This is a genomic window from Corynebacterium sanguinis, from assembly GCF_007641235.1.
GTDB lineage: Bacteria > Actinomycetota > Actinomycetes > Mycobacteriales > Mycobacteriaceae > Corynebacterium > Corynebacterium sanguinis.
In genome coordinates this window covers 1,916,547-1,936,279 of sequence record NZ_CP038157.1, presented here as the reverse complement: position 1 = coordinate 1,936,279, position 19,733 = coordinate 1,916,547, and the positions used below count along the sequence as shown (strand labels likewise).

At 66.1% G+C, this 19,733-nt stretch carries 21 protein-coding genes and 1 tRNA gene; 5 read left to right on the top strand and 17 right to left on the bottom strand.

Going from position 1 to position 19,733, the window contains the following annotated elements; translation table 11 throughout:
- From E3227_RS09375 to pdxS, 4 genes are read right to left on the bottom strand one after another with little or no spacing between them, the layout of a single operon-like run.
- Positions 1–189 carry a ubiquitin-like protein Pup gene (locus tag E3227_RS09375; RefSeq protein WP_144318276.1) on the bottom strand — a complete coding sequence of 63 codons (189 nt, stop codon included), beginning with the start codon at positions 187–189 and terminating at the stop codon, positions 1–3.
- A gap of 9 nt (positions 190–198) precedes the next feature.
- Positions 199–1,692 carry a depupylase/deamidase Dop gene (gene dop / locus E3227_RS09370; protein WP_144318275.1) on the bottom strand — a complete coding sequence of 498 codons (1,494 nt, stop codon included), beginning with the start codon at positions 1,690–1,692 and terminating at the stop codon, positions 199–201.
- Positions 1,689–2,255 carry a pyridoxal 5'-phosphate synthase glutaminase subunit PdxT gene (gene pdxT, locus E3227_RS09365; protein ID WP_211346269.1) on the bottom strand — a complete coding sequence of 189 codons (567 nt, stop codon included), beginning with the start codon at positions 2,253–2,255 and terminating at the stop codon, positions 1,689–1,691. The genes dop and pdxT overlap by 4 nt, the downstream gene beginning before the upstream one ends.
- 2 nt (positions 2,256–2,257) lie before the next feature.
- Positions 2,258–3,142, bottom strand: coding sequence for a pyridoxal 5'-phosphate synthase lyase subunit PdxS (pdxS, locus tag E3227_RS09360; protein WP_144318273.1), 885 nt, complete (start codon positions 3,140–3,142; stop codon positions 2,258–2,260).
- A 68-nt stretch (positions 3,143–3,210) separates the two neighbouring features.
- Here pdxS and pdxR point away from each other — a divergent pair, with 68 nt between their 5' ends.
- Positions 3,211–4,560 (top strand): MocR-like pyridoxine biosynthesis transcription factor PdxR, encoded by a 1,350-nt coding sequence (pdxR, locus tag E3227_RS09355; RefSeq protein WP_246062672.1) that lies wholly within the window; start codon positions 3,211–3,213, stop codon positions 4,558–4,560.
- On the opposite strand, the gene E3227_RS09350 is transcribed toward pdxR, so the two are convergent.
- From E3227_RS09350 to E3227_RS09335, 4 genes are all read right to left on the bottom strand, one after another.
- Complete coding sequence (locus E3227_RS09350) at positions 4,538–5,773, bottom strand: HNH endonuclease signature motif containing protein (RefSeq protein WP_144318271.1); 1,236 nt, start codon at positions 5,771–5,773, stop codon at positions 4,538–4,540. The two genes, pdxR and E3227_RS09350, sit on opposite strands and share 23 nt — an antisense overlap.
- A 330-nt stretch (positions 5,774–6,103) precedes the next feature.
- Positions 6,104–7,618: a proteasome ATPase gene (arc, locus tag E3227_RS09345; protein ID WP_144318270.1), complete on the bottom strand. Its 1,515-nt coding sequence runs from the start codon at positions 7,616–7,618 to the stop codon at positions 6,104–6,106.
- Between the two features lie 9 nt (positions 7,619–7,627).
- Positions 7,628–8,461, bottom strand: coding sequence for a tRNA (adenine-N1)-methyltransferase (locus E3227_RS09340; RefSeq protein ID WP_144318269.1), 834 nt, complete (start codon positions 8,459–8,461; stop codon positions 7,628–7,630).
- A gap of 157 nt (positions 8,462–8,618) precedes the next feature.
- Positions 8,619–9,824, bottom strand: coding sequence for a M18 family aminopeptidase (locus E3227_RS09335; RefSeq protein ID WP_144318268.1), 1,206 nt, complete (start codon positions 9,822–9,824; stop codon positions 8,619–8,621).
- A 26-nt stretch (positions 9,825–9,850) separates the two neighbouring features.
- On the opposite strand from E3227_RS09335, the gene E3227_RS09330 reads away from it, so the two are divergent.
- Positions 9,851–10,642: a RecB family exonuclease gene (locus E3227_RS09330; protein ID WP_136648444.1), complete on the top strand. Its 792-nt coding sequence runs from the start codon at positions 9,851–9,853 to the stop codon at positions 10,640–10,642.
- On the opposite strand, the gene aspA is transcribed toward E3227_RS09330, so the two are convergent.
- The 7 genes from aspA to E3227_RS09295 are packed head-to-tail and all read right to left on the bottom strand — an operon-like array spanning position 10,639 to position 16,407.
- Entirely contained in the window at positions 10,639–12,066 is a 1,428-nt protein-coding gene (aspA, locus tag E3227_RS09325) for an aspartate ammonia-lyase (protein WP_144318267.1), read from the bottom strand. The genes E3227_RS09330 and aspA overlap by 4 nt on opposite strands.
- 31 nt (positions 12,067–12,097) lie before the next feature.
- Positions 12,098–12,946, bottom strand: coding sequence for an ATP phosphoribosyltransferase (hisG, locus tag E3227_RS09320; protein ID WP_144318266.1), 849 nt, complete (start codon positions 12,944–12,946; stop codon positions 12,098–12,100).
- Between the two features lie 16 nt (positions 12,947–12,962).
- Entirely contained in the window at positions 12,963–13,226 is a 264-nt protein-coding gene (locus tag E3227_RS09315) for a phosphoribosyl-ATP diphosphatase (RefSeq protein WP_144318265.1), read from the bottom strand.
- Between the two features lie 10 nt (positions 13,227–13,236).
- Positions 13,237–13,881 carry an HAD family hydrolase gene (locus tag E3227_RS09310; RefSeq protein ID WP_144318264.1) on the bottom strand — a complete coding sequence of 215 codons (645 nt, stop codon included), beginning with the start codon at positions 13,879–13,881 and terminating at the stop codon, positions 13,237–13,239.
- A 28-nt stretch (positions 13,882–13,909) separates the two neighbouring features.
- Positions 13,910–14,290 (bottom strand): hypothetical protein, encoded by a 381-nt coding sequence (locus E3227_RS09305; RefSeq protein ID WP_144318263.1) that lies wholly within the window; start codon positions 14,288–14,290, stop codon positions 13,910–13,912.
- Positions 14,291–14,313: 23 nt separating this feature from the next.
- Positions 14,314–15,528 (bottom strand): cysteine--1-D-myo-inosityl 2-amino-2-deoxy-alpha-D-glucopyranoside ligase, encoded by a 1,215-nt coding sequence (gene mshC, locus E3227_RS09300; protein WP_144318262.1) that lies wholly within the window; start codon positions 15,526–15,528, stop codon positions 14,314–14,316.
- Between the two features lie 21 nt (positions 15,529–15,549).
- Entirely contained in the window at positions 15,550–16,407 is an 858-nt protein-coding gene (locus E3227_RS09295) for an undecaprenyl-diphosphate phosphatase (RefSeq protein ID WP_144318261.1), read from the bottom strand.
- 46 nt (positions 16,408–16,453) lie between these two features.
- Between E3227_RS09295 and E3227_RS09290 the strand changes: the two genes are divergently transcribed.
- Positions 16,454–17,491 (top strand): NHL repeat-containing protein, encoded by a 1,038-nt coding sequence (locus tag E3227_RS09290; protein WP_144318260.1) that lies wholly within the window; start codon positions 16,454–16,456, stop codon positions 17,489–17,491.
- A complete protein-coding gene (locus E3227_RS09285) occupies positions 17,488–18,573 on the top strand; it encodes a quinone-dependent dihydroorotate dehydrogenase (protein WP_144318259.1) in 1,086 nt (361 codons plus the stop codon). Before E3227_RS09290 ends, E3227_RS09285 begins: the two co-directional genes overlap by 4 nt.
- Here E3227_RS09285 and E3227_RS09280 read toward each other — a convergent pair.
- On the bottom strand, positions 18,548–18,895 hold the full coding sequence (locus E3227_RS09280; RefSeq protein ID WP_144318258.1) for a hypothetical protein: 348 nt from the start codon (positions 18,893–18,895) through the stop codon (positions 18,548–18,550). The two genes, E3227_RS09285 and E3227_RS09280, sit on opposite strands and share 26 nt — an antisense overlap.
- Before the next feature lie 29 nt (positions 18,896–18,924).
- Positions 18,925–19,455: a YbhB/YbcL family Raf kinase inhibitor-like protein gene (locus tag E3227_RS09275; RefSeq protein WP_136648432.1), complete on the bottom strand. Its 531-nt coding sequence runs from the start codon at positions 19,453–19,455 to the stop codon at positions 18,925–18,927.
- Between the two features lie 163 nt (positions 19,456–19,618).
- Between E3227_RS09275 and E3227_RS09270 the strand changes: the two genes are divergently transcribed.
- Positions 19,619–19,704: transfer RNA gene (locus E3227_RS09270), tRNA-Leu, on the top strand.
- Positions 19,705–19,733 lie beyond the last annotated feature (29 nt).

The window sequence follows — 19,733 nt, the reverse complement described above, 5'->3', positions numbered from 1 at the left end:
CTACTCGCCGCCCTTTTGCACGTAGAAGCGAACGAACTCCTCGGCGTTGTTGTCCAACAGCGCGTCGATCTCGTCGAGGAGGTCGTCGGTGCCGCTCGTGTTGAGCTGCGCCTGGTCCGTCTCGAATGCGCCGTCGTCTTCGCTGCCGTTGCCGTCGCCGGAACCACCGTGAATCTGCTGCTGTGCCATGTGTAGAGCTTAACGGTTCAGGGCGGCAATAAGCTCGTCGACGCTCCCGGCGGATTCGATGAGCTCGCCGACATCGGCGCGCGTGAAGCCATCGACGTCGTCGATGCGCACCTTGTACGGGCCCTGGTCGGTGTTAAATAGCACGGCCTGCCAGTTCGATGCGAGGATCGAGTCGCCGAACGTGGAGCTGACCGTGCCGCGGAAGTAGGCGCGTGAGTCATCCGGCGGTGTTACGGCCGCGCGCCGGATCGTCTCGGTGTCGACAAGCGTGCGCATCCTGCCCTTGCGCACGAGCGCGTGGTGCAGTGAGGTGGCGGGGTCGATGTCGGCGTACTGCAGGTCGAGCGCCTTCAGCTTCGGGTCCGCGATGTCTACGCCGCGCTTCAGGTACGCGCTGACCAGGGCCCATTTCGCGGTCCAGTCGAGGCGGTCGGCGGTGCTCAGCGGGTCGCGCGCGAGGTCGTCGAGAAGCTCGCCCCACAGCTCGAGCACTTGCTTATCGACGTCACTTTCAGCGGCAACCCTCTCGCGGTACACGCGCAAGATGTCGATGGCGCTTAGGGTGCGGCCGTCGATAAGCGAAAGCTCGTGCGTGCAGCTCGGGTCGTGCGAGACGTTCTTGATTTCGGCGACGGGGTTGGCTAGCGCGAGGTCAGAAAAGTTGACGCCGCCCTCGATGGCGTCGAGGACGAGCTTGGTCATGCCGAGTTTGACGAAGTTCGAGTACTGGCTCATGTTCGCGTCACCGACGATGACGTGGAGGCGGCGGAAGTGCTCTTCGTTGGCGTGCGGCTCGTCGCGGGTGTTGACGATGCCGCGGTTGAGCGTGGTCTCCAGGCTGATCTCCTGCTCGAAGTAGTCCGCGCGCTGTGAGATCTGGAAGCCGTCGCGCTCGCCCTCCTGGCCAATACCGACGCGGCCTGCGCCGATGATGACTTGGCGCGTGACGAAGAACGGGATGAGCGCCTTGGCCAGCACCCCGAAATCAGTGTGGCGCGAGTACTGGTAGTTTTCGTGGCTGCCGTAGGACGCGCCCTTGCCGTCGACGTTGTTCTTGTAGAACTTCAGCGGCGGGCAGGGATCCTTGTCCTTGAGCACGCTCACGCCCTGGGCGTGGAGCTCGGCGATGCTGGCCGCGGCCTCGCCGAGGACGACGTCGCCGGCGGCGTCGTAGATCATCGCGTCGAAAGCGTTGGAGACCTCGGGCGAGGAGTACTCGGGGTGCGCGTGGTCAACGTAGAAGCGCGCGCCGTTGGACGTGACCACGTTGGCCACCCCGATCGCGTTGGCGTCGACGATGGGCACCGTGTGGTAGCGGCGAAGGTCAAAGCCCCGGGCGTCTTTCAGCGGGGCCTCGTCCTCGTAGTCCCAGCGCGCCCGCGCCCCGGTGTGCATCGCGGCGTACGCGACCACGGCGTGGGTGGAGGTAACGATGGGGCTCAAGCTCGAATCGCTTGGCGACGTGATCCCGTACTCCGTTTCGGTGCCCATGTAGCGCGTCATGCGCTCGACGCTACCTTGTCCAAAAACCGCGCGTGAATGGTGGTGTCGCCGGTGAGCTCCGGGTGGAAGCTCACCGCCAGGGCGCTGTCGGTCTCCACGCCGACGATCCGCTCCCCTTTCGTCGCGATGACCTTTACTCCCTCGCCGACGGCGACGACCTCGGGCGCGCGGATGTAGGCGGCCGTGACCTGGTTGTACGCGCTGTCAATGGTCTCAACGGCGCTGTCGACCTGTCGGCCAAAGGCGTTGCGGCGCACCCGCATCGGGATGATCCCCAGGCTGCGCTGGCCAGGGGCGGGGTCGACGATCTCGGTGGCCAGAGTGATGAGCCCGGCGCAGGTCCCGAGGACGGGCGTGCCGTGGTGCAGGGCGGTGCGCAGCGCGTCGTCAAGCGAGAAAATGCGCATGAGGCGGTCGATGGTCGAGGACTCGCCGCCGGGGATGACGACCCCGTCGAGTCTGGCCAGCTCGGCGGCGCGGCGCAACAGCGTGACCTCGGCGCCGAGGTCTTCGAGCATCTCGACGTGCTCGCGCACCCCGCCCTGGAGCGCGAGGACCCCGATCCTTACCATCCGCGCTCGGCGAGGCGGTGCGGCGCGGGCAGGTCACCGACGTTGATGCCCACCATCGCCTCGCCCAAGCCCCGCGAGGCCTCGGTGACCACGGCGATGTCCTCCCAGGCGGCGGTGGCCTTGACGATCGCGGCGGCGCGGGCGGCCGGGTCGCCGGATTTGAAGATGCCCGAGCCGACGAAGACGCCGTCCGCCCCGAGCTGCATCATCAGCGCCGCGTCGGCGGGCGTCGCGACGCCACCCGCGGTGAACAGGACAACCGGCAGCTCGCCGTGCTCCGCGACGTGGGCGACGAGCTCGTAGGGCGCCTGCAGCTCCTTCGCCGCGACGTAGAGCTCGTCGCGGTTGGAGTTCCACAGCGACTGCAGGCCGGCGATCTCGGCTTTGATGGTGCGGATGTGCTTGGTGGCTTCGGAGACATCGCCGGTGCCAGCCTCGCCCTTGGAGCGGATCATCGCTGCGCCCTCGTTGATGCGGCGCAGCGCCTCGCCGAGGTTGGTGGCGCCGCAGACGAACGGCACGGTGAACGGGCGCTTGTCGATGTGGTTGACGTAGTCCGCGGGGCTCAGCACCTCGGACTCGTCGATGTAGTCCACGCCGAGGTGTTCCAGGATCCGCGCCTCAATGACGTGCCCGATGCGGGCCTTGGCCATGACGGGGATGTCGACGGCCTCGATGATGCCTTCGATGAGGTCCGGGTCCGACATGCGGGCGACGCCGCCCTGCGCGCGGATGTCGGCGGGCACCCGCTCGAGCGCCATGACGGCCACGGCCCCAGCGTCCTCGGCAACGCGCGCCTGCTCGGGCGTGACGACGTCCATAATCACGCCACCTTTCAGCATCTGGGCGAGACCTGACTTCACTGTGTTTTCACTCATACAACCATCGTGGCGCGCGAACTGGTAGATTTCTAGTGCCACTTATTGCCGATTATTTTGGACCAGTTGTGTTTCGCGTCGACCGCCACCACCCCACCAGCATCCCCGCGCAGATCGCGTCCGGCATGCGCGGGCTCGTCGCGTCCGGCCAGCTCGCCGCCGGCGACCGAGTGCCGTCCACGCGCGAGCTCGCAGGCCAGCTCGGAGTCTCTCGCGGCAGCGTCGTCACCGCCTACGACCAGCTCATTTCCGAGGGGTTGCTGAAGTCATCGCAAGGCGCGGCCACGGTGGTCCACCCCGAGCTGCGCCGCGTATCGACGCCCCCACCCACGCGCCCGGTGCCTGGGCGCTCGCGTGCTGATCGCCCCATATCTCTGAAACCGTCAGCGGGCACGGCAGGCGCGATCCGCCCGGCCGCATGGCGCCGCGCTTGGCGCGAGGCGGCGTCCTTTGCCCCAGCCGCATTGGATCGTTCCGGGCAGCCCGAGCTGCGCCGCGCGATCGCCGAGCACCTCCGCCTCGCGCGTGGCCTCGTCGTCGACCCCGATAGTGTGCTCGTCACCGGCGGGTCGCGTGAGGGCTTGCTGCTCATCCTCATGTCGCTGGGCCGCGCGCTCAACGTCGGCGTGGAAACGCCAGGACACCCTGGTCTGCGCAACGTGATCCCTCTCGCTGGGCACACGGCGGTGTCCTGCGCGACCGATGAGCGGGGGCTTGTCGTTTCCGCTTTGCCCGAGGGGTTGGACGCGTTGCTGGTGACTCCTTCGCACCTCTACCCGATTGGCGGGTCGATGCCGGCGACCCGCCGCGCGGCGCTGCTGGAGTGGGCCGCGGAGCGCGGCGTCGTCATCATCGAGGATGACTTCAACAGCGAGCTGCGCTACCGCGTATCTCCCCTGCCCACTCTGGGCACTCTGCCCTCGAAGGGCAGCGTGATTGCTCTCGGCACCTTCTCTACCCTGCTGAGCCGGCAGCTCAGCGCGGGCTACGTTGTGGCCGACGCGGCCACGAGCGATCGGCTCCGCGAGACACGTGACACTTTGGGCATGCCGGTGTCGCCCGTGACGCAGTACGCGATTGCGCACCTGCTCGAAGGCGGGTTTGTCCGGCGCAATACCAAGGCCACGCACAAGCGGCTCGCCGAGCGCAAGGAGACCCTTGCGCGGTGCGTGCTACCCGCGCTGCGGGCCTTCGAGGCGGAGACGATTCAGCAGGAGCGGTCGCTCGGTGTTGACATGGTCGTGCGGTTTCCTGATCCTGCGGCGCAGGGCAGGTTTGTCGGGTGGCTGGAAGAGTGTGGCGTGGTGGGGGCGTCGATAAGCGATGGGCTCCTTCTGAGCTTCGGACATTTGAGTGAGGACGATTTTGAGCGGGTGGTGGGCGTGATCGCGTCGGCTAGCACCACGCGGCCGAGTTGAACTCCTCGAGGGTGAGAGCGTCGTCGTCGCGCACCGGCAGGGCGCGGTTGTGGCTGACGTACCTGGTGCCGTCGGGGAAGACGAAGTGGATGTCGCCCAACTCCTTGCGGATGGTGACCGCCCCGTCGGTGACGAGGCTGTGGCAGGCCGAGCACAGCGGCAGCAGATTATCCAGGTCAGACGCGCCGCCGTCGGCCCAATCGTGGATGTGGTGCATCTCCATGAAGCGCGTGTGGCTGCACCCTGGCATTGCGCATTGCCCGCGCCACATCAGCATTAGCGCGTTGACCTGGGCGTCGTTGGCGAGGCGGAAGGCGCGGCCCGTATTGAGAACGAGCCCGTGCTCGTCAACCCGGTTGACCCTGTAGGACGCGTTGCTGAGGAAGTTTTTCACCGCGTCGGACGATGCGCCAGGGTTGTTGGGAAGGTAGGCGCCGCCGTCGGTGGTCATCACGACGTTGACGTGCGCTCCCGGTGCGCGCAGAGAGTTCTTCGGCCGCGTCAAGGCGATGTTGACGACGCCCATAAACGCGCTGACTAGGGCCTCCCCCAGGGGCAGGCCGAAGCCTGAGCAGCCGGCTGTCCGCTCGTCGATCTCGGCACCGAGCTTGCCCTTGTCAATCTGCCCGCTGGGGTCGCGTAGCGCGTCCCAATCGACGTCGTGAAAGGCAAGCTCGCCCACCTTCATCGCCGCCATCACGCGCGCGCCCTCCGCGGCGTTGAAGTCGGCCCACATGCCGATCCTTCCGTCGCTGCGGGCTTTCAGGCGCACATACGACTTGCGCGCGAGGCCTTCCCCCGATTTGCGGTAGCGCAGCAACGCGAGCTCCAGCTCGTGGTAGGTCATCGACGCGGCTAACTCCACCAATTCCGCTTCATTCTCGGCGGTCATGTGCGGCAGAATTAAACGCACCTTGGAATAGAAGATGCGGCCTTCTAGAAAGGCGCTCGACATCAGGTTGAATTCGAGCATTGCGCGAGCCACTTTCACGTACTCGTGCGCGGTTGAGTTGGACAACGACAGGGTTCGGACCATCCACAGCGCAGTGGATGGCGAACCGTAGCGGGTTGCGAGTTTGAGAGCGTCGAAAAGCGCGACGGCCATGAGCACCGCGGCTTTCTTGCGTGTGAATGATCCGAAGCCTTGCTGAATCGTCTCGACGATTGCGCCCGGCGATTGATGATGGTCGAGGTCGGTGATCGTTGTTGACATGGTTCCCCCAGTGACTAGATCGAGTGTTCGATGCGGTTAAGGGTGCACTATAACAAGGGGGTCAGACATGTGCGTTGAGCTAGGGAAACGTAGGTGATAGCAATGCTTATGACGTTGGGTTCAAAGTCCGCATTGCGGACTCGTTCGAGAGGTTGGGGCAGGCGCGTTTGGGCGGCTTGCGAGTCCGCATTGCGGACTAGCATGACGCGTCACCGAACGGTTCTAGGCCATGGCTGGGGTCTAGCGACTCCGCATTGCGGACTCGGTTGATGAGTCACCAAACGCCTTCCAGCCCAAATTAAGCCCGAATCACTCCGCATTGCGGACTAGCTACCCCACGACCTCCGCACCGACGACGCGCCGGCCCTGCCGCCCGGTGATGCGCGCCCACTCGTCGGGGTTCGCGGTGTTCGGCAGGTCTTCGTTCTCGTCCTGCTCCGCTCGAACGGCGATGCGCAGGTGTTCGGCGCTCAAGCCGCTTGACGACGCCCCCGAGGCGTGGTCCTTAATAGCTAGCTTCTTCGCCCTGGCGACGACGTTCGCGATCATCGCTCCGGAGACGAAGTCGTGGTAGTGGAGCATCTCGGTGGAGCCGTCGACAAGCTCGAGGCGGACGAACGGGCGCGGGGCGAAGAGGGCGTCGACGGCGGCGTCGATAAGCGAGGGCACGGGCTCCGCGTGGGGGACGGATTCGGTGAGGTGGCGCGCAAAGATGTCTTTGGCCTCGTCCTTTGTGGGGCGGGAGACGCGGATTTTGATGTCGAGGCGGCCCGGGCGCAGGATTGCCGGGTCGATGAGCTCCTCGCGGTTGGTCGCGCCGATGACGATGACGTTAGCGAGGCCCTCTACGCCGTCGATCTCGGTGAGCAGCTGCGGCACGACCGTGGTTTCCATGTCGGAGGAAACCCCGGAGCCGCGGGTGCGGAAGATCGATTCCATCTCGTCAAAGAAAACGATCACCGGCCGGCCCTCGGAGGCGAGCTCGCGGGCGCGCTCGAAGATCAGCCGGATGCGGCGCTCGGTCTCGCCGACGTACTTGTTCAGCAGTTCCGGGCCCTTGACGTTGATGAAGTGGGCCGAACCGCCCTCACCGATGCTGCTGGACAGCGAGTTCGCAACGGCTTTCGCGATGAGTGTCTTGCCGCAGCCGGGCGGGCCGTACAGCAGCAGGCCTTTCGGCGGAGCGAGGTCGTAGGCCTTGTACAGCTCCGGGTGGACGAATGGCAGCTCCACCGAGTCGCGGATCGTTTCGATCTGGGTGGACAGCCCGCCGATGTCGGCGTAGGTCACGTCCGGCACTTCCTCCAACGACAGCTGGTTGACCTCGGTCTTGGGCACGCGCTCGTAGGCGAAGCCGACGCGGGGGTCGAACAGGAGGGTGTCACCCGAGCGGGCGGTGTCGAGCAGGGGCTGGGCGAGATGGACTAGCGATTCGCCGCCCTGCTGGTCGGCGACGACGGCGCGATCCGTGCCGATGCGCTCGACCATCGTCCCGAGCTGGCCCGCGCTGTCGAAACCGCAGGCCTCGACGATCACGGTGCCGTCGCCAAGCCGGACGAGGGTGCCCGGCACGAGCGAGCCGGGGGCGACGTTCGGCGACACCTTCACGCGCATGCGCCGCCCCGAGGTGAAGATCTCAGCCTCCATGCCCTTGCGCGACCCAGACAGGTAGACACCGTAGGGGTTAGCGGGCTCTTCGAGAGACTCAAGCTGGGCGTACAGGTCGTTGAGCTTGTCGCGGGAGGCCTTCAGCAGCTCCGCGAGCTGCTTATTGCGGGCGCCCATCGCCTGGTTCTCGCGCTTGAGTTCGCGCAGCTGCGGGCCGAAAGCGTCATCCTCGATCATAAGTCCACCCTACCTGCGGGCTTTGCGCTGGGGACGCGGGGGCGTGACGCCGTCGGCAAGCCTGCGAGTCCACACCAAAAACGCAGTGTGGGCATTCATCCGGTGCTCAGGGCGCGTCGCCAGCCCCTCGACCTTCCACTCGCGCAGCAGGGTCTCCCACGCCCTGGGCTCCGTGAAGCATTTCGCCTCGCGGATTGCCTCCATGATGTTCATCAGCTGCGGAACGGTGGCCACGTACGTCATGAACACCCCGCCCGGGATGAGCAGGTCCTTGACCGTGTTAATGAACAGCCACGGCTCGACCATGTCCAGGATGATTCGGTCAACGGGGCCACCCACATCCTCGCGCGTCACCTCGCCGAAGTCGCCCAAACGCGGCTCCCACCAGGCGGGTTCCGAGCCGAAGTACTCCGCGACGTTGTCACGCGCGAACGCGAAGTGGTCCTCGCGGATCTCGTAGGAGAAAACCTTGCCCTCCGGGCCGACGGCGCGGAGCAACGACATCGACAGTGCCCCAGAGCCCGCGCCGGCCTCGAGCACACGCGCGCCCATGAAAATGTCGCCCTCGACTAGGATCTGGGCGGCGTCCTTGGGGTAAATCACGGCCGCGCCGCGCGGCATGGATAGCACGTGGTCCACGAGAAGGTGGCGGAAGCACAGGTAATCGGAGCCCAGGGATGAACGAACGACGCTGCCCTCGTCAATGCCGATGATGTCGTCGTGGGCCACGATGCCCTTGTGGGTATGGAACTGCCCGCCCTCGACTAGCTCGATGGTGAAATGGCGCCGCTTAGCGTCCGTGAGCTGGACTTTATCGCCCGCTTGGAACGGTCCTGAGTACATCGGTTCTCCTTCGTGCATAAAATTAAGCTGTCCTGTTGCGAGGCGTATGAGTCACTGATAAAAACTTAGGCGAGACAAGGATCCGGAAAAATAAGCGGTCACACTGTAAACGCGCCCGCCGCCGAGGGGGTCGGCGGCGGGCGCACGGTGGAACCACCTAGTCTCCACGCAAGAACGCCGCTAGGGCTTCAGTAAACCAGGCCATGTCCTGAACACCCACTTGCTCGCGCGCCGAGTGCATCGACAAAAGCGGAACACCGACATCCACCGTCGGGATGCCGAGCCGCGTCGCCGAAATCGGGCCGATGGTTGAACCGCACGGCACGTCGTTGTGGCCGACGAACGTTTGCACGGGCACGTTCGCCGCGCGCGCCGCGCGGATCCAGGCCGCGGAGCTCACCGCGTCCGAGGCGTAGCGCTGATTCGCGTTGATCTTAAGCACCGGGCCCTTGCCCAGCAGCGGGCGGTGCGTCGGATCGTGCTTGCCTGGGTAGTTCGGGTGCACCGAATGCGCAGCGTCTGCCGACACCGCCAGCGAGCCTGTGTAAAAGTCCAGCGGATCGCCGAGGCTCGCCGTAATGCGCGCCAACAGCCTTTCTAGCAAAGGACCCCCGGCACCCGTCGTTGAGGCCGAGCCCACCTCCTCGTGGTTAAACGCCGCGAGCACGAGAACATCCTCGGCGGAGTCCTGCGCGCGAAGCAGCGCCTGCACGGAGGCGAACACGCTCGATAGATTGTCCAAGCGACCGGACATGACCGAGTCGCCGACAACCGCGGCCGGCTGCGTGTCCGCCGAGATCAGCTCATGCGCCACAATCTCACCGGCGTCCACGCCAGCCGCGCGAGCAACGAGCTCGGACAACGGCAGGTTCCCACCCACAATGGGCTGCAGGTGGACCTGCCGGTCAATGCCCTGGTCCGCCCCCCGCGTCAGGTGGATCGCCAAGTTCGGCACCCGGGCCACCGCGCCGGTGTCCACCAGCTTCACCGAGCCGTCCGCGCACACCACCCGGCCCGCAAAGCGGAGGTCGCGATCAAACCAACTCGACAGAATCGGCCCGCCGTAGACCTCGACAGCGACCTGCGTAAAACCCTCCCGCACAAAATCCGGATCCGGCTTGACCATCAGCCCCGGCGAATCCGTGTGCGAGCCCACGATGCGCACGCGCGGGTTCGACTTGCGCGGCACCCACCACGCGAGCACCGCGCCGCCGCTAACGACCACGTGCCCGCCGGGCGTGAGGTCGGAATCCGGGGCGTAGCCGGCGTCGATAAGCATGCTCTCGACGTTGACCGCGGCGTGGAACGCTGACGGGCTGGCGTCGAGGAACTTCAGGAAGTCCGCGGTATCGGTGAGTGTCATACCCCCACTCTAAGATGAGGGGCACAATGACTTCTCGACCACTCGCCCTATCCCCCTCCCGAGCCAGCGACTACAAGCAGTGCCCGCTGCTCTACCGCTTCCGCGCCATCGACCGCCTGCCTGAGCCCAAAACCGAGGCGCAAGTCAAAGGCACGCTGGTGCACGCCGTGCTCGAGGAGATGCACAGCTGGCCGCGCGAGCAGCGCACGTACCCCGCCGCGGTCAAGGCCATCGTGCCGGCGTGGGAGCGTCTCATCGAGCAGGACCCCGAGGTCGTCGAGCCCATCAGCGACCGCCAGCAGCTGCTTATCGACGCCCGCACGCTGATCCGCGGCTACTTCCACATGGAAAACCCGCTCGGCTTCGACTCCACCGAGCAGGAAATGTACGTCGACGGGGTGCTGCCCAACGGTGTGCCCGTGCGCGGCTTCATCGACCGCGTCGACGTCGCACCCACCGGCGAGGTGCGCGTCGTCGACTACAAGACGGGCAAAAAGCCACTGCCCCGCTACTCCGCGGACGCGCAGTTCCAAATGCGCTTCTACGCGCTGGTGTACTGGCGGTTCTTCGGCACCATCCCGGCCCAGCTGCGGCTGATGTACCTCAAGGTCATCGACTCGATGATCCTGACCCCATCGCGCGAGGAGCTGGAGTACTTCGAGCGCGACCTGGGTGACCTGTGGGCAAAGATCGAGGCGGACGGGCGCGAGGGGCGTTTCCGCCCCCGCACCTCGAAGCTGTGCGACTGGTGCTCGTTCCAGGACATCTGCCCCGCGTTCGACGGCACCCCGCCGGAGTACCCGGGGTGGCCGAGCTAGGACTCGTCGTCGAGGTAGAGCTTGCCGCGGAACTCGGGGTGCATGAGGTTTTCCTTGCTCAGCGCCCGGTTGAGCTCCTCCTCCGTGAGCAGGCCCTTCTCCAGGATCAGTTCGCGCACGCCGCGACCGGTCCGGGCGGCCTCCTTGCCCACCAGGTCGCCGTTGTGGTGGCCGATCAGCGGGTTGAGGTAGGTGATGATGCCAATCGAGTTGGTCACGTAGGCCTCGCACACCTCGCGGTTGGCCGTGATGCCGGTGACGCACTTCTCGCGCAGGGTGGCCGAGGCGTTGCTGAGAAGCTTCACGGAGCCGAACAGGGACTGCGCGATCACCGGCTCCATAACGTTGAGCTGGAGCTGACCGGCCTCCGCGGCCATGGAGACGGTGATGTCGTTGCCGAAGACCTTGAAGCAGACCTGGTTGACCACCTCGGGGATCACCGGGTTGACCTTCGCCGGCATGATTGAGGAGCCCGCCTGGCGCTCCGGCAGATTAATCTCATTCAGGCCGGCGCGCGGGCCGGAGGACAGCAGGCGCAGGTCGTTGCAGATCTTCGACAGCTTCATCGCGGCGCGCTTGATCGCGGAGTGCATCATCACGTAGCCGCCAGTGTCGGAGGTGGCCTCGATGAGGTCCGGTGAGGCCTGGATGTCCAGGCCGGTGACCTCGCGCAGCGCTGCGACCACCTGGTCGCGGTACCCGCTTGGGGTGTTAATCCCCGTGCCGATCGCCGTGGCACCAAGGTTGATCTCCAAAAGCGCGTTCGCGGCGGTGGAAATCGTGCGCTGCTCCTCCCCCAGGTTGGAGCCGAACGCCGTGAACTCCTGGCCCAGCGTCATGGGCACGGCGTCCTGGAGCTGGGTGCGGCCCATCTTGATAATGTCGTTGAACTCGTCGCCCTTGGCACGAAATGCCTTCTGCAGCTCGTCGAGCTGGTGCAGCAGGCCCTGCACCGAGTAGTAGAGACCCAGGCGGAAGCCCGTCGGGTAGGCGTCGTTGGTGGACTGCGACATGTTGACGTCGTCGTTGGGGTTGATGACGTCGTAAGCACCCTTTTCCTCGCCGAGGTACTCCAGCGCGAGGTTGGCGACGACCTCGTTGACGTTCATGTTCACCGAGGTGCCGGCGCCGCCCTGGTAGATGTCGATGGGGAACTGATCCAGGCAGCGGCCGCGTTCGATGATTTCGTCGCAGGCCCAGATGATGGCCTCTGCCTTGGATTTCGGCAGGACGTGCAGGCGGCGGTTCGCCATCGCGGCGGCCTTCTTCACCTGAGCCATGCCGCGGATGAAGTCGGGAATGTCGTTGATTTTCGTGCCAGAAATTTGAAAGTTGTCCACGGCGCGAAGCGTGTGCACGCCGTAGTACACGTTCGCGGGAACGTCCATGGTGCCGAGCAGGTCTTCTTCAATGCGAGTAGCCATACCCGTGAGGATACCCACCAAAGGCGGGCGACTAGAGGCGCGCGATACGAAGCTCCGTGGCCAGGATACCTTCCGCGCCTACCGCGGCGAGCTCGTCCATCGTCTGGTTCGCCTTCTTGCGCGGCACCATGGCGCGCACGGCCACCCACCCCTCGCGCGAGAGCGGGGAGACGGTGGGGCCGGTAATACCAGGGGTGATGGCGGAGGCGCGCTTAAGGTTGTCGCGCGAGATGTTGTAGTCGACCATCAGGAAGTTCTGTGCGTTGAGGATGCCGCGGATGCGCTTGAGCAGCACGTCGTGGTCCGGCCCGCCCTCGTTGCCGCGGCGGCGGATGATAACCGCCTCGCTGCTGACCAGCGGCTCACCGAAGGGGGCCAAGCCCTGCTGGCGCAGCGTCGCGCCGGTGGAGACGACGTCGGCGATGACGTCGGCCACGCCGAGCTTGATCGCGATCTCCACTGCCCCGTCTAGTCGCGTTACGTCGCTCGGCGTGATCCCGTGCTGCGCCAGGTAGGTCTTCACAAGGTGCGGGTACGAGGTGGCGATGCGCTTGCCCTCTAAGTCCGCGACGCTCCACTGCTGATCGGCGGGGGCCGCGAAGCGGAACGTGGAAGAGCCGAAACCGAGCGACATGACCTCGTTGACGTCGGCACCGGAGTCGGCGGCCAGGTCGCGACCCGTGATGCCGAGGTCGAGGTGGCCCTGGGCGACGTAGATGGCGATGTCTTTCGGGCGCAGGAAGTAGAACTCGACGCCGTTTTCCTCGTCGACGACGTTGAGGGACTTGTTGATGCCGCGGCCCTTGTAGCCGGCCTCCTTGAGCACCTCGAGGGCTTTTTCGGACAGCGAGCCCTTGTTTGGCACTGCAACCTTGATCATGGTGATCCGTTCTTGTTTAGAGGTACTTGTACACGTCGTCGGGGGTCAGGCCGCGCTTGAGCATCATCACCTGGGTCCAGTAGATGAGCTGGCTCATCTCCACGGCGAGCTCCGCGTCGGACTGGTACTCGGCCGCGATCCATACCTCGCCGGCCTCCTCGATGATTTTCTTGCCAATGAAATGCTCCCCCTTGTCAAGGGCCTTGACGGTCCCGGAATCAGCCGGCCGGGATGCGGCTTTGGCGGAGAGCTCGGCGAATAGTTCATCGAAGTTTTTCACGGGGTTTACTCTATCGCACCGGCTGCACAATCTCCGCGTACCACCGCGCAACGTCCTCTAGCGCGGCCCCGACGAAGTTGGCGGGATCAAAACTGACGACGCCCTCCGGCACCGTTTCCGCCAGACCGAGCACGCGGCACCCCGCGGCGGCGGCCGCGCTCATCCCCGCCCAGGAGTCCTCGAAGACCAGGCAGTCGCGGGCGTCGAAACCGACCCTGCGCGCCGCCTCCAGGTACATGTCGGGCGCCGGTTTCGTGCGCTCCACCTCGTCGCCGGCGATCGAGTCGACGAAGAAGTCGCGGCCGACGGCGTTGATGAGGGCGTCGGCAAGCACGCGCTCGGTGTTGGTGGTGACCAGCATGGGCACACCAGCCTCGCGCAGCGCGGCGAGCAGGCTCTGTACCCCGGGGTTGGGCGTGAGGTCACCGGCGGTGAGCTCGCCCATTCGGCTGTACATCCAGGTTTTGTACCGCTCGTAGTCGCCGGGGCCGAGCTCGACGCCAGCGTGGGCGGCGCAGATCGCCAGCGTGTTGCCGAAGCTGCCGCCGATGGTCTTTTCGCGCAGCTCGGGGGTGAGCCGACGGCCCAGTTTTTCGGACAGCTCGTAGGTGGCCACGCCCCACAGCGGCTCCGTGTCGACGAGGGTGCCGTCCATGTCCCAGAAAATCGCAGGAGGTAGCACGCTACTCCAGCTCGGGAAGTTCGTTCAGCGCCTCGTCGTCCGCGCCCGTGGCTGCGGCCGCCTGGAACACCAGCGACTCCAGGTCGGCCTTCTCCTCCGGTTCCAGCACGGCGTTGGCGTGCGCGGCGTTGAACTCGCTCAACGAGGCATAGAAGGGCACGATGACTTTCTTCAGGTCCTCGCCGGCGGGGTCGTCACCAAGCAGCTCAAGGGCGTCGAGAAAGCCCTCGATCTTCTGCTTCAGCTCAGGAAGGACTTTCGGGTCGAAGGGCTCGTCCCACAACTCCTTGTCCTCATCGCGCAGGTAGGAGCCAGTGGCAAAAGTGGTGAGGTCGGAGATGAATTCGTCGACGTCGTCTTGGAACTGCTCGCGGATGGTCATGCTCACATTGTGGACGAAAACGTCTACACCTGCACGCCAAGCAGCCCATCGATGGCGCGCGCGACCGTGCCATCGCAATCCCCCGGCGCCTCATCGATGACGCACAGTGCAGTCGCGGTGTCGAGATCGTCGGCCAAAGCGGCACGCAGCTTATCGACGACCACATCAGCGTCGGCCGAACTCACCTGGTGCGCCAGGTTCTCACGCCACCGGGCCAAGCGCTGCTCGGCGGTCACGAGGATCTCGTCGGAGAAGTCCCGGTCGGTGCGGTAGTGCTCGGCGAAGACCGCCAGCCGGATCGCGCCGGGCTCGTGGCCCTGCTCGGTGAGCTTGTGCACGAAGACTAGGTTGCCCAGGGACTTGGACATCTTCACGCCGTCGAGGGCGATCATGCCCGCGTGGACGTAGTGCGTGGCCATGCGCGGCTCGCTGTAGGCAGCCTCGGCGTGCGCCGCCGAGAACTCGTGGTGCGGAAACGCCAGGTCGGAGCCGCCGCCCTGGATCGAAAACGTCGCCCCCAGGCGGTTCGTCGCGATCGCCGAGCACTCAATGTGCCAGCCAGGCCTGCCGGGGCCGAAGGGCGAATCCCAGGCGGGCTCGCCGTCGCGGTGGCCGCGCCACACGAGGGCGTCCAGCGGGTCGCGCTTGCCCTCGCGCTCCGGGTCGCCGCCGCGCTCGGCGAAGTACGTCTCCATCTCCGCGCGGGAGTAGTTCGACTCGTAGCCGAACTGGGCGGTGGCGTCGATGGAGGCGTAGATGTCGCCGTGGTCGAGGCGGTAGGCGGCGGAAGCGTCGAGAAGCTTGCCGACCATCTCGATGACCTCGTCGACGGACTCGATCGCGCCGATGTAATCGCGCGGCGGGATGACCCCGAGGATGCTCATGTCCGAGCGGAACAGGTCGATCTGGCTCTGCCCCAGCTCGCGCCAGTCCACCCCGTCGCGCTCGGCGCGCTCGAACAGGGGGTCGTCGACGTCGGTAATGTTCTGCACGTAGTGGACGCGGTGCCCGTTGGCGATCAGCTGGCGCTGCACCAGATCGAAGGTCAGGTACGTCGCCGCGTGGCCCAGGTGCGTGGAGTCGTAGGGGGTGATCCCGCAGACGTACATCCCCACCTCGCCGTTGGCGTTGGGGGTGGTATCGACCGGCTTCACCACCTGATCCGCGGTGTCGTAGAGATTCAATTCGACCGGGGTCCCGCTCACCGCGGGCACCTCGGGGGTGGGCCAAGAATGCATGAGCCTACCCTACATCGGCCCCTACAGCGGGCTCATCACTCCTGCCGCGAGCAGCGCCATCACTACAAGGCCCAGCGGAATGCGGTAGGCGGCGAACCAGGCAAACGAGTGGTTGGCCACGAACTTCAGTAGCCAGGCGATGGAGACGTAGCCGAGCACGAACGCCACACCACTGCCGACGAGCAGCTGCATGCCCGTCGCCGCCTGGCCGGCCTGCGGAGCGAACGCGTCGGGCAGGGAGAACAGCCCAGAGGCGAGCACGGCCGGAATGGCGAGCAGGAAGCTGAAACGGGTTGCCACCTCGCGGTCGAGGTTGAGGAACAGGCCGCCGGAGATGGTGCCGCCGGAGCGCGACACGCCGGGGATCAGCGCCAGGCACTGCCACAGGCCCATGATTACGGCGTCTTTCATGGTCAGCTCGTCGTAGCCGCGCGTTTTCTTGCCGTAGCGCTCGGCGAGGATGAACACGAGGGAGAACACGATGAGCACCGTGGCGGTGATCCACAGGTTGCGGAAGTTCTCGCGGATCAGGTCTTTGAGCAGCACGCCGAGCAGCGCCACTGGGATCGTGCCGACGATGACCATCCACCCCATGCGGTAGTCAAAGCCGCGCTTGTCCTTGTTGAACAACCCCGCGAACCATCCGGTCAGGATTTGCCAGATCTCTTTGGCGAAGAACACCAGCACGGCCAGCTCGGTGCCGAGCTGGATCACGGCGGTGAAGCTCGCACCAGCGTCTTGGCCCCAGAAGAGTTCCGAGACGATGCGCAGGTGCCCCGAGGAGGACACGGGCAAGAACTCCGTGAGCCCCTGCACGACGGATAGGACGATTACTTGGAGCCAGCTCATCTGCTCCGCGGCGGCGGTTGCTGCGTTCATGAGCAATCAGGCTACCCCCGGATAGCGGTTGCTATAGTCAGGAGGCGTGATAACCCTACGACGTTGCGTGCTCGCCGGTACCCTCCTCGCCTCTGCTGTGGGCCTGTCTGCCTGCCAGTCAGCCGCGGGCGGCGGCGACGCCGGGGAATTGGCTGTGAATATGGGCAACGCCGAAGCACAGCCCTCGCCGCCGGCGACTGACCCGGCCGGGCGCGTCGTCGACTTCGCCGCGGTGCAGGACCTCGACGCCACCGGGGATACGCTCGCGGTGCGCGCGGGCGACACTTTGACCGTCGGAACCTTTGAGCAAGTCACCTCGGGAACGGCCACGGAGTATCAGCTCGATCCGGCTTGCGGCGATGCCTCGGCCCGGGCCGGCAGCTTCGTCGTCGCCTGCGGGTCGCAGGTGCGCATCTTCGATTCCACGGGCGAGCGCAGCTTCGACACCCCCGCCCCCGCCTCCGTCGCGGCGGTGACGGCGTCAGGCGACGTGGTCACCGGATCCGCCGACGAGCGCACGGTACGCATCTACCGCGACGGCGACGAGGTGAGCAACTTCGGCGTCGCCCGCGAGACCGACCAGCTTCTGACGGTCCCGCGCGAGGGCGCTGCGGACACCGCCGTGCGCGTCAACCATTTCGACACCACGATCCAAGAGCTCGACCTCGAAGGCGGGCGCCAGGGCGGGACGCTGCGCGTGGGCCTGGGCGTCGGCGGTGTCGCCACCGGCGGCGACGGACTCGTGCTCGCCGCCGACAACACGGGCTCCCAGTTGCTGGTCTACACCGTGTCCGACATCATTCGGTTGCAGCAGTCCGCGCCCGTCGCGCAAAGCCCGTGGGGAGTGACGTGGGACGACGAATCGGCGCTGGCCTGGGTTACCTCCACCGCGACGAACACCGCCGAGGGCTACGACATTTCCCAGGGCGTGCCCCTGAAGGCCGCCGAGGCGCGCACCATCGCCGACGCGCAGAACATGGTCACGCTTGACGACGGCACCCTGGTCATCGCATCCGCCTCCGGCGACGGCCTGCAGGTGATCACGCCGGAGGAAAAGAGCAGCCTGAAGGAGAAAACGTCATGAGCCTCTACGACGCCGCGCTAGCGGTCATGTTCCGCGTCCCCGCCGAGCGCATCCACGGGGTCATGGGTAGCGCTCTGCGCGCGCTGCACGTCGCCAAGCCGCTGAACCGGGCGATAGAGCGCGTCGTGCGCGTCCACGACCCGGTGCTGGAGCAGACTCTGTTCGGTGTCACCTTCCCCGCTCCCCTAGGCCTGGCCGCGGGTTTTGATAAGAACGCCCGCGCGATCAACGCCTGGCCGGCGGTGGGCTTCGGCTACGCGGAGGTGGGCACGATCACCCCGAAGCCGCAGCCGGGCAACCCCGCGCCACGGCTGTTCAGGCTTCCCAAGGACAAGGCGATCCTCAACCGCATGGGCTTTAACAACGACGGCGCGCTCGCGGCCGCGACCAGTCTGGACGAGCGCTCGCCGCGCGCCGTGGTCGGCGTGAACATCGGCAAAAACAAAGTGTCCACCGACGCCGTGGCCGACTACCGCGCCGGGGCGACGGTGCTGGGCCCGTTGGCGGATTACCTCGTGGTCAACGTCTCCTCCCCCAACACCCCCGGGCTGCGGGACCTGCAGGCTGTCGAGGAACTGCGCCCGATCCTCAGTGCCGTGGCGGAGGCGACGAGTACCCCGATTTTGGTGAAGATCGCCCCGGATCTGAGCAACGAGGACGTCGACACGGTGGCGGACCTAGCGCTTGAGCTGGGCCTCGACGGCATCGTGGCCACTAACACAACCATCTCCCGCGACGGGCTGGCCACGGACGCGGCCGAGGTGGAGGCGATGGGCGCGGGTGGTATCTCGGGAGCCCCTCTGGGCGAGCGCTCGCTAGAGGTGCTCAAGCGGCTCCACACCCGCGTCGGCGACCGGCTCGTGCTGGTCAGCGTCGGCGGAATTTCCACCCCGCAGCAGGCGTGGGAGCGCATCGCGGCCGGCGCGAGCCTGCTGCAGGGCTACACGCCGTTTATTTACGGCGGTCCGGGCTGGATCCGGCAGATCCACACCGGGCTCGCTGCGCAGGTGCGTGCTCACGGCCTCAGCTCCATCGGTGAGGCGGTCGGCAGCGGCCTTACGTGGCGCTCTGACGCAGAATAAGAGCGCACACCACCGCCGCCCCGGCCCACAGCAGCAGCCAGTAGGTCGGGGTGGCGAAGATCGTCGCTGCGGGCAAAGGAACGCCGAGGATCACGAGGCCCACGGCAACCACGAGAGCCACCACCTGCGCGCGCGAGCGGCTCTGGCCGCGCACGAACGTGGCATTCGCTCCGAAGAGAAGCGCGGCGGCCGCGATCGTGAGCACCTGCGGGGTGATCTCGAAGACCGCTTGGCCGCGGAAGAAGGCGACGGCGGCATAGATCACTAAAACGACGGCGAGGGCGAGAAACGCCCCACCCACGCGAAGTTGAATCGGAATCATTGCCGATTGAGACTACCGGACGCGTCCGTTTAGTTCTCGTACCAGCCCCACAGAATCGCGCGACCGATCGAGTGGAAGTAGAGGTTGAAGCCCAGCTGCGTCGGGTTGGCGATCTCGTCGGCCGGCAGCTCCTCGACGTCGACCGCGTGCACGGCGAACAGGTAGCGGTGCGGGCCGTGGCCCTCCGGCGGATTCGCGCCGTAGAACGCCGTCACACCGGAATCACCCGTCAAGGTCACGGCACCCACGCCCAGGTCCTCCTTGGCGCCGGCGCCGGATGGCAGCTCGGTGACGCTGACCGGGATGTTGAATACGGACCAGTGCCAGAACCCGGAGGCCGTCGGGGCGTCGGGGTCGAAGCAGGTCACTGCCAGGGACTTGGTGCCCTCGGGCAGGTCGGACCACGCGAGCTGCGGCGAGGTGGCGTCGTCGCCGACCAGCGCCTCGCTGAGCTTCTCGCCGTCGACGATGTCGGTCGACGTTAGCGTAAACGTCGGCAGGTCCTTCAGCGGGGCATAGGGGTCGGGTCCGGGGAAACGGGAATCGTTGTAGTTGCTCATATCTCAATTCATACCGAAATATGTTCGCCGGGTAAATGACAACGGTGGAAGACCTTGGCGTTGGGTGGGGCGTCGATAAGCGGGGTGAGCTGGCGATTTGTGCGCAACGCGGGGCTGCCCCTATAGTTATCCAGGTGCCAAGCCGAAAGGCTTAGAACACCCAGCCCGGGTGGCGGAATGGCAGACGCGCTAGCTTGAGGTGCTAGTGTCCTATTAACGGACGTGGGGGTTCAAGTCCCCCCTCGGGCACAACCCACCGGTTCCCCTGCACGGAGCCG

Coding starts and splice junctions, on each gene's coding strand:
- E3227_RS09375 (WP_144318276.1), bottom strand. CDS start 189: ATGGCACAGCAGCAGATTCACGGTGGTTCCGGCGACGGCAACGGCAGC.
- dop (WP_144318275.1), bottom strand. CDS start 1,692: ATGACGCGCTACATGGGCACCGAAACGGAGTACGGGATCACGTCGCCA.
- pdxS (WP_144318273.1), bottom strand. CDS start 3,142: ATGAGTGAAAACACAGTGAAGTCAGGTCTCGCCCAGATGCTGAAAGGT.
- E3227_RS09350 (WP_144318271.1), bottom strand. CDS start 5,773: ATGTCAACAACGATCACCGACCTCGACCATCATCAATCGCCGGGCGCA.
- arc (WP_144318270.1), bottom strand. CDS start 7,618: ATGATCGAGGATGACGCTTTCGGCCCGCAGCTGCGCGAACTCAAGCGC.
- E3227_RS09340 (WP_144318269.1), bottom strand. CDS start 8,461: ATGTACTCAGGACCGTTCCAAGCGGGCGATAAAGTCCAGCTCACGGAC.
- E3227_RS09335 (WP_144318268.1), bottom strand. CDS start 9,824: ATGACACTCACCGATACCGCGGACTTCCTGAAGTTCCTCGACGCCAGC.
- E3227_RS09330 (WP_136648444.1), top strand. CDS start 9,851: ATGACTTCTCGACCACTCGCCCTATCCCCCTCCCGAGCCAGCGACTAC.
- aspA (WP_144318267.1), bottom strand. CDS start 12,066: ATGGCTACTCGCATTGAAGAAGACCTGCTCGGCACCATGGACGTTCCC.
- hisG (WP_144318266.1), bottom strand. CDS start 12,946: ATGATCAAGGTTGCAGTGCCAAACAAGGGCTCGCTGTCCGAAAAAGCC.
- E3227_RS09310 (WP_144318264.1), bottom strand. CDS start 13,881: ATGGACGGCACCCTCGTCGACACGGAGCCGCTGTGGGGCGTGGCCACC.
- E3227_RS09305 (WP_144318263.1), bottom strand. CDS start 14,290: ATGACCATCCGCGAGCAGTTCCAAGACGACGTCGACGAATTCATCTCC.
- mshC (WP_144318262.1), bottom strand. CDS start 15,528: ATGCATTCTTGGCCCACCCCCGAGGTGCCCGCGGTGAGCGGGACCCCG.
- E3227_RS09295 (WP_144318261.1), bottom strand. CDS start 16,407: ATGAACGCAGCAACCGCCGCCGCGGAGCAGATGAGCTGGCTCCAAGTA.
- E3227_RS09285 (WP_144318259.1), top strand. CDS start 17,488: ATGAGCCTCTACGACGCCGCGCTAGCGGTCATGTTCCGCGTCCCCGCC.
- E3227_RS09280 (WP_144318258.1), bottom strand. CDS start 18,895: ATGATTCCGATTCAACTTCGCGTGGGTGGGGCGTTTCTCGCCCTCGCC.
- E3227_RS09275 (WP_136648432.1), bottom strand. CDS start 19,455: ATGAGCAACTACAACGATTCCCGTTTCCCCGGACCCGACCCCTATGCC.